A 13,018-nucleotide genomic window follows, 5' to 3' on the forward strand; every position below is an offset into this window, starting at 1 on the left:
GGACACCACGGAGCTGGACGCCGGCTACTGGTTCAGCAACCTGCGCGGACGGGTCCGGTTCGCCGACGCGGTGCAGGGGCTGCTGGCGGCGGAGCACCGGGCGTTCGTCGAGGTCAGCTCGCACCCGGTGCTGACGATGTCCGTCCAGGACCTGATCGAGGAGGCGGCGGTGCCGGCCGTCGCGACCGGTACGCTGCGCCGGGACCAGGGCGGCGCGGACCGCTTCCTGCTGTCGGCCGCCGCGCTGTTCGTGCGCGGCGTGCACGTCGACTGGACGGGTGTGTTCGAGGGGACCGGGGCGTCCCGAGTCGACCTGCCCACCTACGCCTTCCAACGCGAGCGGTACTGGCAGACCCCGACCGCGATCGACCGTCCCACCAGCGACGCCCCGATGGACGCCGAATTCTGGGCCGCCGTCGAACAGGCCGACGTCTCCGCACTGACCGCCGCGCTCGGCACCGACGAAGCGTCCGTCGCCGCCATCCTGCCCGGCCTCACCTCCTGGCGCCGGGCCCGCTCCCAACGCTCCACCATCGACTCCTGGCGCTACCACGTCAGTTGGACGCCGACCGCCCAAGTGCCGCGTGCCACCCTCAGCGGTGCCTGGCTGGTGGTGACCGCCGAGGGCATCGACGACGCCGACGTCGTCGGGGCGTTGGAGGCGCACGGCGCGCAGGTGCGCCGCCTGGTCCTGGACGAGGACTGCACGGACCGGGCCGTCCTCGGGGAGCGGCTGGCCGGCGTGGTGGCGGAGGCCGGCGGCTGCACCGGCGTCGTCTCCGTCCTCGCCGACGCCGAGGACGACAGCGCCCGGCACCCCGGTCTCACCCGTGGGCTGGCGCTGTCCGTCGCCCTGGTACAGGCCCTCGGCGACGCCGGCGTCCCCGCACCGCTGTGGTTCCTGACCCGCGGCGCCTTCGCCACCGGCCCGTCCGACCCCGTCACCCGGCCCCGGCAGCGCCAGATCGCCGGCGTCGGCTGGACCGCGGCGCTGGAGCACCCGCAGCGCTGGGGCGGCACCATCGACCTGCCCGCCGCCCTCGACGACCGGACCGCGCGCCGACTCGCCGCCGCACTGTCCGGCGCCCTGGGCGCCGAGGACCAGCTCGCCGTCCGACCCACGGGCACCTGGGCCCGCCGGATCGTCCGCGCCGGACGTCCCGGCGGCCGACCCGCCCGGACCTGGACGCCGCGCGGCACGACCCTGATCACCGGCGGCTCCGGCACCCTCGCCCCGCAGCTCACCCGATGGCTCGCCGCACGCGGTGCGGAACACGTGGTCCTGGTCAGCCGGCGCGGCGCCCACGCCCCCGGCGCCCCCGAACTCGTCGCCGAACTGGCGGAGTCGCACACCGAAGTGACCCCCGTCGCCTGCGACATCACCGACCGGGACGCGGTCGCCGCGCTGCTCGCCGACCTCAAGGCCGACGGTCGCACCGTGCGCACCGTCCTGCACGCCGCCGCCACCATCGAACTGTCCGCGCTCGCCGACACCACCGTGGCGGAGTTCGCCGACGTCGTGCACGCCAAGGTCACCGGCGCGCAGATCCTCGACGAACTCCTCGACGACGAAGAGCTCGACGACTTCGTCCTGTACTCCTCCACCGCCGGCATGTGGGGCAGCGGCGTCCACGCCGCCTACGTCGCCGGCAACGCCTACCTGTCCGCACTCGCCGAACGACGCCGCGCCCGCGGGCAGCGCGCCACCTCCGTCCACTGGGGCAAGTGGCCCGACGACCGCACGCGCGCACTCGCCGACCCGCACCGGATCCGCCGCAGCGGCCTGGAATACCTCGACCCGGAGGTGGCGCTGACCGCGCTCCAGCAGGTCCTGGACGACGACGAGACGGTCATCGGCCTCATGGACATCGACTGGGACACCTACCACGACGTCTTCACCACCGGCCGCCCCGCGCACCTCTTCGACCAGATCCCCGAGGTGCGCCGCCGCCTCGACCGGGCGGCCGCCGCGGAGCGCACGGCGCCCACCGCCGACGGTCTGACGGCCCGTCTGGCGGGCCTCACCGACGCCGAGCAGGACCGGCTGCTCCGCACCCTGGTCCGCACCGAGGCCGCCGCCGTCCTCGGGCACTCCTCCGCGGAGTCCCTCCCCGAACGGCGCGCCTTCCGCGACCTCGGATTCGACTCGGTCACCGCCGTCGACCTGCGCAACCGGCTCGCGACCGGCACCGGACTGCGGCTGCCGTCCACGATGGTCTTCGACCACCCCAACTGCGCGGCGCTGGCCGCCTTCCTGAAGGGCGCGGCGCTCGGCGTGCCCGGCACCGCCGCACCGCGGCCCGGCACTGCCGCCGGCACCCCGGTCGACGACGACCCGATCGCCGTCATCGGCATGGGCTGCCGCTACCCCGGCGGCGCCGGCACCCCCGAGGAACTGCTGCGGCTCGCCCTCGACGGCGCCGACGTCATCTCGGAGTTCCCCGCGGACCGCGGCTGGGACGCCCACGGCCTCTACGACCCCGACCCCGACCGGGCCGGCCGCACCTACTCCGTGCAGGGCGGCTTCCTGCACGACGCCGCCGCCTTCGACCCCGGCTTCTTCGGCATCTCGCCGCGCGAGGCGCTCGCCATGGACCCCCAACAGCGGCTCCTGCTGGAAACCGCCTGGGAAGCCGTCGAGCGCGCCGGCATCGACCCCGAGTCGCTGCGCGGCACCCCCGCCGGCACCTTCTTCGGCGCCAGCTACCAGGACTACGCCACCACCGTGCAGAACGGCACCGGGGAGTCCGAGGCCCACATGGTGACCGGAACCGCGGCCAGCGTGCTGTCCGGCCGGGTCTCCTACCTGCTCGGCCTGGAAGGCCCGGCGGTCACCGTCGACACCGCCTGCTCGTCCTCCCTGGTCGCCCTGCACCTGGCCTGCCAGTCGCTGCGGACCGGGGAGAGCTCCCTCGCCCTGGCCGGCGGCGCGGCCGTGATGGCCACCCCGCACGCCTTCGTCGGCTTCAGCCGGCAGCGCGCCCTCGCCCCCGACGGCCGCTGCAAGCCGTTCTCCGACGCCGCCGACGGCATGACCCTCGCCGAAGGCGTCGGCGTCGTCCTCCTGGAGCGGCTCTCCGTCGCCCGCGCCAACGGGCACCGAGTGCTCGCCGTCATCCGCGGTTCCGCCGTCAACCAGGACGGCGCCTCCAACGGCCTGACCGCCCCCAACGGCCCGTCCCAACAGCGCGTCATCCGCCAGGCCCTCGCCAACTCCGGCCTGACCGGCGCCGACGTCGACGCGGTCGAGGCGCACGGCACCGGCACGAAGCTGGGCGACCCCATCGAGGCCCAGGCGCTGCTGGCCACCTACGGCCAGGACCGCGACGCCGAACGGCCGCTGCTGCTCGGCTCGGTGAAGTCCAACATCGGCCACACCCAGGCCGCCGCCGGGGTCGCCGGCGTGATCAAGATGGTCCTCGCCATGGAGGCCGGCGAGCTGCCCGGCACCCTGCACCTCGACACGCCCTCCCGCCACGTCGACTGGAGCGCCGGCGCGGTGCAACCGCTGCGCGGGACCATCCCGTGGCCCGAGACCGGACGCCCCCGCCGGGCCGGCGTCTCCTCGTTCGGCATCAGCGGCACCAACGCCCACCTCATCCTGGAACAGGCCCCGCCGACCGAACCGCCCGCCACCCCCGCCCCGCCCGCGGACGCCGACCGGCCCGCGGACACCGCCGCGGTCGTCCCGTGGCCGCTCGCCGCCAAGTCCGCCGCGGCCCTGCGCGACCAGGCCGCCCGGCTGCTCGGCACCGTCGAGCGGTCCCCGGACCTCCCACCCGCCGCCGTCGGACACGCCCTGGCCACCACCCGGGCCGCCTTCGACCACCGCGCCGTCGTCGTCGGCGAGCAGCCCACCGACTTCCTGCGCGGCCTGACCGCCCTGGCCACCGGCGCCACCACGGCCGGCCTGGTCACCGGCGTCGCCGGCCCCGACCCCGCCGGGCCGGTCTTCGTCTTCCCCGGCCAGGGGTCCCAGTGGTGGGGCATGGGCCGCGAACTCCTCGCCACGTCCGTGGTGTTCCGCACCGCCGTCGACGACTGCGCGGACGCCCTCGCCCCGTACGTCGACTGGTCACTGCACGACGTCCTGGCCGGCGAGGGCGACCCGGACCTGCTGGAACGCGTGGACGTGGTCCAGCCCGCGCTGTTCGCCGTGATGGTCGCGCTGTCCGCGCTCTGGCGCGCCCACGGCGTCACCCCCGGCGCGGTGGTCGGCCACTCCCAGGGCGAGATCGCCGCGGCCTGCGTGGCCGGGGCCCTCAGCCTCGCGGACGCCGCCCGGGTGGTGGCGCTGCGCAGCCAGGCCCTGCCGCAACTCTCCGGCCGCGGCGGCATGATGTCGGTGTCCGCCCCCGTCGACCGGGTCGTCGAACTCCTCGCCCCGTGGCGGGAGGCACTGTCCGTCGCCGCCGTCAACGGACCCTCGTCCGTGGTCGTCTCCGGCGACGCCGACGCCCTCGACGCGCTGCACACCGCCTGCCAGGAACAGGGCGTACGGGCCCGCCGGGTGTCCGTGGACTACGCCTCGCACGGGCCGCACGTCGAGGCGGTCCGCGACGAACTCGCCCGCGTCCTCGCACCGGTCCGCCCGCGCGCCCCCGAAGTGCCGTTCTACTCGACGGTCACCGGCGCCCGGGTGGACGACGCCGCCTTCGACGGCGCCTACTGGTACACCAACCTGCGACAGACCGTCCGCATGGAGGAGGCCACCCGCGCCCTCCTCGCCGCCGGCCACCGCCTCTTCGTCGAGGTCAGCCCGCACCCGGTGCTGGCCGCCCCGATCCAGGAGACCCAAGAGGCCGTCGCGGCCGGCACCGGCGGTTCCGCGGTGGTCCTCGGCTCGCTCCGCCGCGACGAGGGCGGCCCGCGCCGCTTCGTGACCTCGCTCGCCGAGGCCCACGCGCACGGCGCCCCGGTCGACTGGACCACGATCTTCACGCACCCCGACCACCCCCCGGTGGACCTGCCCACCTACCCCTTCCAACGCCGGGACTTCTGGCCCGCCCCCCGAGCCGCCACCGCGCCGACCGGCGGCGACGCGGCCGACACCGCCTTCTGGCAGCTCGTCGAGAACCAGGACCTGACCGCGCTCGCCGACGAACTCGGCGTCCCCGCCGACGCCGAGCACCCCGCGCTCGGCGCCGTCCTGCCCGCCCTGTCGGCCTGGCGCGCCAAGGCCCAGGCCCGCACCCGCATCGACGAGCTCCGCTACCACGTCCAGTGGACCCGGATCGCGGAACCCGCCGCCACCCGCCCCACCGGCCGGCTGCTGATCGCCGTCCCCCCGGACCACGCCGACACCCCCTGGGTCGCCGCCGTGCTCGACGCCCTGGGCGCCGACGCCGTCCGCTTCGAGGCCAAGGGCACCGACCGCGCAGCCTGGGCCGCCCAAATCGCCCAACTGGTCGAGGACGGCGCGGAGTTCACCGGCGTCGTGTCGCTGCTGGCGGCCGTCGAGGAACACCATCCGGACCTGGCGTCGGTGCCGTTGGGGCTCGGGCAGACCCTCGTCCTGGTCCAGGCGCTCGGCGACGCCGGCCTGACCGCGCCCCTGTGGTGCCTGACCCGCGGCGCCGTCACCACCGGCCCCGACGACCCGCTCGACAGCCCCGTGCAGGGCTCCTTGTGGGGCCTCGGCCGGGTCGTCGCCCTGGAGCACCCCGACCGCTGGGGCGGCCTCATCGACCTGCCCGCCACCCTCGACGGCCGCGCCGCGCACCGCCTCGCCGGCCTGCTCGCCGAGCCCGCCGGCGAGGACCAACTCGCGGTCCGCGCCACCGGCGTGCGCGCCCGCCGCCTGGTGCACGCCACCCCGGCCACCCCCCGCCGCGAGAACCGCTGGCACGGTCGCGGCACCTGCCTCATCACCGGCGGCACCGGCGGCATCGGCGGCCGGATCGCCCGCTGGATGGCCGAGCGCGGCGCCGCACACCTCGTCCTGACCAGCCGCCGCGGCCCGGACGCACCCGGCGCCGCGGAACTCCGCGCCGAACTGGAGGCGCTGGGCGCCCGCGTCACCCTCGCCGCCTGCGACGTAGCCGACCGCGCCGCCCTGACCGCCCTGCTCGCCGACCTCCCCGCCGACCAGCCGCTCAGCTCCGTCTTCCACTCCGCGGGCGTGGCCGACGGGGACGCCCCCGTCGCCGACCTGACCCTCGACCAACTCGACGCACTGCTCCGCGCCAAACTCACCGCCGCCCACCACCTGCACGACCTCACCGCCGGCCGCGACCTCGACGCGTTCGTGCTGTTCTCGTCCGGCGCCGCCGTCTGGGGCAGCGGCGGCCAACCCGGCTACGCCGCCGCCAACGCCTACCTCGACGCGCTCGCCGCCCACCGCCGCGGCCTCGGCCTGCCCGGTGCGTCCGTCGCCTGGGGCACCTGGGGCGAGGTCGGCATGGCCACCGTCCCCGAAGTGTACGAGCGGCTGCACCGCCAGGGCGTCCGCGCCATGGCGCCCGACCTCGCGATCGGCGCGCTCCAACAGATGCTGGAGGACGGCGACACCACCCTCGCCGTGACCCTCATGGACTGGGAGGCGTTCGCCCCGAGCTTCACCGCCGGCCGGCCCAGCGCCCTGTTCAGCACGGTGCCCGAAGCCGTCCGCGCGCTGCACGACGACGGCGACGCGGTGGCCGGCGACGCCCCCACGGCCCCGCCGCTCCGCCGCCACCTGGAGGAGCTGTCCGCCGCCGAGCGCGGCCGGGCCCTCGTCGAGGCGGTCCGCGCCGAGGCGTCCGCGACCCTCGGCCACGCCAATCCCGACGCCGTCCCCGCCGGCCGGGCCTTCCGCGACGTCGGCTTCGACTCCGTCACCGCCGTCGAACTGCGCAACCGGCTGCGCACCGCCCTCGGCCTGCCCCTGCCGGCCGCGCTCGTCTTCGACCACCCCACCCCCACGGCCCTCGCCGGCCACCTCGGCACGCTGCTCTTCGGCACGGCACCCGAGGCCCCCGGCACCGGCCGCCCCGACGACCCCGACGCCCGCATCCGCGAGGCGCTCGCCACCGTCCCCCTCGGACGGCTGCGCAAGGCGGGCCTCCTCGACATGGTGCTGAAACTCGCCGACTCCGAAGCGACCGACGACCCCGCCCCCGAGGCCGCCGACCCCGCGGAATCCCTCGACGACATGGACGCCGAAGCCCTGCTGCGGCTGGCCACCGAGAACTCGGCGAACTGAAAGAGAGCTGGAGCCCACCATGAGCACGAACCCCGACAAGTACGTCGAGGCACTCCGGTCCTCCCTCAAGGAGATCGAGCGGCTGCGCCGGCAGAACGAACAACTGGTGGCGGCGGCGGTGGAACCCGTCGCGGTCGTCGGCATCGGCTGCCGCTTCCCCGGCGGCGTCACCTCGCCCGAGGCCCTGTGGCACCTGGTCGCCGAGGGCCGCGACGTGATCGGGCCGTTCCCGCAGGACCGCGGCTGGGACCTGGAGAAGCTGGCCGGCGGCGGCGAGGGCAGCAGCCTCACCCAGGTCGGCGGCTTCGTCGACGACATCGCCGGCTTCGACCCGGGCTTCTTCGGCATCTCCCCGCGCGAAGCGGTCGCCATGGACCCCCAGCAGCGCATTCTGCTGGAGATCACCTGGGAAGCCCTGGAACGGGCCGGCATCGACCCGTCGACCCTCCGCGGCAGCCCCACCGGCGTCTTCGTCGGCACCACCGGCCAGGACTACGGCGAGGTCATCAAGGCGTCCGCCGAGGACGCCGAGGTCTACGCGACCACCGGCCACGCCGCCAGCGTCATCTCCGGCCGACTCTCCTACACCCTCGGCGCCGAGGGCCCGGCGGTCACCGTCGACACCGGCTGCTCCTCCTCGCTCGTCGCCCTGCACTGGGCCGTCCAGGCCCTGCGCGGCGGCGAGTGCGCCATGGCCCTGGCCGGCGGCGCGTCCGTCATGGCCACCCCCGGCCCGTTCGTCTCCTTCACCGCCCAGAGCGGCCTCGCCGCCGACGGCCGCTGCAAGCCGTTCTCCGACGCCGCCGACGGCACCGGCTGGGGCGAGGGCGCCGGCATGCTGGTCCTGATGCGGCTCTCCGACGCCCAGCGCGACGGCCGCCCGGTCCTCGCCGTGCTGCGCGGTTCCGCCATCAACCAGGACGGCGCCTCCAACGGCCTGACCGCGCCCAACGGCCCGTCCCAACAGCGCGTGATCCGCGCCGCGCTCGACAGCGCCCACCTCACCGCCGCCGACGTCGACGCCGTCGAGGCGCACGGCACCGGCACCACCCTGGGCGACCCCATCGAGGCCCAAGCGCTCCTCGCCACCTACGGGCAGGACCGCACGCGACCGCTGTGGCTGGGCTCGGTCAAGTCCAACATCGGTCACACCCAGGCCGCGTCCGGTGCCGCCGGCGTGATCAAAATGATCATGGCGTTGCAGCGCGGGACGCTGCCGCGCAGCCTGCACGCCACCGAACCCACCACCGACGTCGACTGGACCGCCGGCGCCGTCAACCTCCTCGACGAGGCCGTGACCTGGCCCGACACCGGCCGGCCCCGCCGCGCCGGCGTCTCCTCCTTCGGCATCAGCGGCACCAACGCCCACGTCATCCTCGAACAGGCCCCCACCGCCCCCGAACGGCCCACCACCGACCCCACCGTCCGCCCCGCCGTCATCCCCTGGCCGCTCTCCGCCCGCACCGCCGCCGCCCTGGACGCCCAACGCGCCCGCCTCACCGCCCACCTCGCCGCCACCCCCGACGCCGACGCCCTCGACATCGGCTACGCCCTCGCCGACGGACGCACCACCTTCGAACACCGCACCGTCCTGCTCCCCGACGGCACCGCCCTCGCCCACGGCACCGCCGACGAGGGGCCGGCCGCGCTCCTCTTCTCCGGCCAGGGCTCCCAGCGCCTGGGCATGGGACGCGAACTCCACACCCGCTTCCCGGCGTTCGCCGCCGCCTTCGACGAGACCGCCGCGCTCCTCGACGCGCACCTCGACCGCCCGCTGCACGACGTCGTCTGGGGCACCGACGCCGGCCTCCTCGACGACACCGGCTGGGCCCAACCCGCCCTGTTCGCCGTCGAGGTCGCCCTCTACCGCCTGGTCGCCTCCCTCGGCGTCACCCCCGACTTCGTCGGCGGCCACTCCATCGGCGAACTCGCCGCCGCGCACGTCGCCGGGGTCCTCTCCCTGCCGGACGCCTGCACCCTCGTCGCCGCCCGCGCCCGCCTCATGCAGGCGCTCCCGCGCGGCGGCGCCATGCTCGCGCTCCGCGCCACCGAGGACGAGGTCACCCCGCGCCTCACCGACGACGTCTCGATCGCCGCCGTCAACGGCCCCACCGCCGTCGTCATCGCCGGCACCGAGGACGCCGTCACCACGCTCGCCGCGCACTTCGCCGCCCAGGGCCGCAAGACCACCCGCCTACGGGTCAGCCACGCCTTCCACTCGCCGCTCATGGACCCGATGCTGGCGGACTTCCGCGCCGTCGCCGAGCAGCTCACCTACCACGAGCCACGCATCCCGGTCGTCTCCAACCTCACCGGCACCATCGCCACCGGCACCGACCTGCGCACCGCCGACTACTGGGTCCGGCACGTCCGCGAGGCGGTCCGCTTCGCCGACGGCGTCCACGCCCTCACCACCCGCGGCGTCACCACCCTCGTCGAACTCGGCCCGGACGGCGTGCTCTCCGCCATGGCGCAGGAATCCCTGCCCGACGGCGCCAGCGCCGTCCCACTGCTCCGCAAGGACCGCCCCGAGGAACTCGCCGCCGTCACCGGCCTGGCCCGCGCCCACGTCCGCGGCGTCACCGTCCGCTGGGCCGGCCTCTTCGACGGCACCGGCGCCCACCGCACCGACCTGCCCACCTACCCCTTCCAGCACCAGCGGTTCTGGCCGACGCCGGCCCGCACCGCCCAGGACCTCACCGCCGCCGGGCTCGGTGCCGCGGACCACCCCCTGCTCGGCGCCACCGCCGAACTCGCCGACGGTGCCGGGTACGTGTTCACCAGTCGGCTCGCCCTGCGGACCCACCCCTGGCTCGCCGACCACGCCGTCCAGGGCCGCGCCCTGCTCCCCGGCACCGCCTTCGTCGAACTCGCCGTCCGCGCCGGCGACGAGGCCGGCTGCGACCGCGTCGAGGAACTGACCCTCGCCGCACCCCTGGTGCTCCCCGAGCACGGCGGCGTCCAACTCCAGGTCCGGGTCGGCGCCCCCGACCCCGCCGGCCGCCGCACCCTCGGCATCTTCTCCCGGACCGCGGACGGCTTCGACCTGCCCTGGTCCCAGCACGCCACCGGCGTCCTGACCACCGGCGCCGGCGCCCCCGACCCGGCCTTCGACGCCACCGCCTGGCCGCCCGCCGATGCCGAACCCGTCGACGTCACCGGCGCCTACGCACGCCTCGCCGACCTCGGCTTCGCCTACGGCCCCGCCTTCCAGGGCCTGCGAGCCGCCTGGCGCCGCGGCACCGAGGTGTACGCCGAGGTCGCCCTGCCCGACGACGCCGGCACCGACCCCACCGACTTCGGACTCCACCCGGCGCTGCTGGACGCCGCCCAGCACGCCGCCGCCTACGTCGACCTCGGCGCCCTCAGCCGCGGCGGCCTGCCGTTCGCCTGGCAGGGCGTCTCGCTCGCCGCCGCCGGCGCCCGCACCGTCCGCACCAGGATCGCCCCGGCCGGCGACGACACCGTCACCATCGCCGTCTACGACACCACCGGCGCCACCGTGCTGTCCGTGGACTCCCTGGTCTCCCGCGAGGTCCCCACCCAAACCCCCGGCGACACCGCCACCGTCCACCGCGACTCCCTCTTCCACGTCGAGTGGACCCCGCTCACCGCCCGACCCACCACCACCCCGACCACCGTCGCCGTCCTCGGCGCCGACCCGGACACCCTCGCCGGCCCCCTCCGCGCCGCCGGCCTCCACACCACCACCCACCCCGACCTGTCCACCCTCGCCACGGCCGACGCACCCGTCCCCGACCTGGTCGTCACCGCCCTGACCACGGACCCCGACGCCCCCGTCCCGGCCGCCACACACGCCACCACCGCGGCCGTCCTCGACCTCGCCCAACAGTGGCTGGCCGACGACCGCTTCGCCCACGCCCGCCTGGTCCTCGTCACCCGCGGCGCCACCGACGGCACCGATCCCGCCGCCGCGGCCGCCTGCGGCCTGCTCCGCACCGCCCGCACCGAGAACCCCGGCCGGTTCGCCCTCCTCGACCTGCCCCCCGGCTCCGACCGCCCCGACCCCGAGGCCCTGGCGACCGCCCTGGCCGCCACCCGCGACGAACCCGACCTCGCCCTCCACGGCACCGACCTGCGCACCGCCCGCCTGGCCCGCGTCCCCCTCCCCACCGAGCCCACCGACTGGCACCCGGACGGCACCGTCCTGCTCACCGGCGGCACCGGCGGCCTGGGCGCGGTCCTCGCCCGCCACCTGGTCACCGCCCGCGGCGTCCGCCACCTGCTGCTCGCCAGCCGCCGCGGCCCCGCCGCCGACGGCGCCGACGACCTGATCACCGAACTCACCGGGCACGGCGCCACCGTCCGCATCGCCGCCTGCGACGTCACCGACCCGGCCGCCCTCACCGACCTGCTCGCCACCGTCCCCGACGCCCACCCGCTCACCGCCGTCGTCCACACCGCCGGCATCGTCGACGACGGCGTCCTCGGCTCGCTCACCACCGAGCGCCTGGCCGCCGTCCTGCGACCGAAGGTCGATGCGGCCTGGCACCTGCACGAGGCGACCCGCCACCTCGACCTGGCCGCCTTCGTCCTCTTCTCCTCCGTCGCCGCCACTCTCGGCAGCCCCGGCCAGGCCAACTACGCGGCCGGCAACGCCTTCCTGGACGCCGTCGCCGCCCACCGCGCCGCCGCCGGCCTGCCCGCCACCGCCCTCGCCTGGGGGCCGTGGAGCCGGAGCGCCGGCATGACCAAGAGCCTCTCCGACCTCGACGTCGAACGCATCGCCCGCTCCGGTATGCCCCCGCTGACCCCGGAACAGGGCACCGCCCTCTTCGACGCGGCGCTCGCCGCCGGTCCCGCGGCCCTCGCCCCGGTCCGCCTCGACCTCCCCGTCCTGCGCACCCAGGGCGAGATCGCCCCCCTGCTGCGCGGCCTGATCCGCACCCTCGTCCGGCGCGCCGCCGCCCAGGCATCCCAGACCGCCGACGGACTCGCCCGGCGCCTCGCCGGACTCGACGCCGCCGCCCGCCGGGAAACCCTCCTGGACCTCGTCCGCACGCAGATCGCCCAGGTCCTCGGCCATGCCGACGCCAACGAGGTGGCCGCCGGCCGCCCGTTCCAGGACCTCGGGTTCGACTCGCTCACCGCCGTCGAACTCCGCAACGCCCTGAACTCCGCCACCGGACTGCGGCTGCCCGCCACCATGGTGTTCGACTACCCGACACCGCACGCCCTCGCCGACCACCTGCGCGACGAACTCCTCGGCACGGACGTCGAGTTGACGCCGACCCGCGCACTCCCGTCGCCGACCGCCAACAGCGACGACCCGATCGTCATCGTCGGCATGTCCTGCCGCTACCCCGGCGGCGTCACCTCACCCGAGGACCTCTGGCGCCTGGTCAGCGAAGGCGCCGACGCCACCGGCCCGTTCCCGGTCAACCGTGGTTGGGACCTCGACAACCTCTACGACCCCGACCCCGACCGCCCGGGCCGCACCCACGTCCGCGCCGGCGGCTTCCTGCACGACGCCGGCTCGTTCGACCCGGACTTCTTCGGCATGAGCCCGCGCGAGGCGATGGCCACCGACTCCCAGCAGCGCCTGCTGCTCGAACTCTCCTGGGAGGCCGTCGAACGCGCCGGCATGGACCCCGCCACCCTGCGCGACAGCCGCACCGGCGTCTTCGCCGGCGTCATGTACAACGACTACGGCACCACCCTCACCGGAGACGAGTACGAGGCGTTCCGCGGCAACGGCAGCGCCCCGAGCGTCGCCTCCGGCCGCGTTTCGTACAGCCTGGGGCTCGAAGGTCCGGCGGTGACGGTGGACACGGCGTGTTCGTCGTCGTTGGTGGCGTTGCACTGGGCTGCGCA

At 76.0% G+C, this 13,018-nt stretch carries 2 protein-coding genes; both read left to right on the top strand.

All coding sequences use genetic code 11. The features are described from left to right. Positions 1 to 7,183: type I polyketide synthase (locus ACJ6WD_RS40865; RefSeq protein WP_407617773.1), on the top strand; the 7,183-nt coding region annotated here is incomplete at its 5' end. Between the two features lie 19 nt (positions 7,184 to 7,202). Then, a partial coding sequence (locus ACJ6WD_RS40870) for a type I polyketide synthase (RefSeq protein WP_407617774.1) occupies positions 7,203 to 13,018 on the top strand: 5,816 nt, incomplete at its 3' end.

This window comes from Streptomyces sp. VTCC 41912 (assembly GCF_045799175.1).
Lineage (GTDB): Bacteria > Actinomycetota > Actinomycetes > Streptomycetales > Streptomycetaceae > Streptomyces > Streptomyces albulus_C.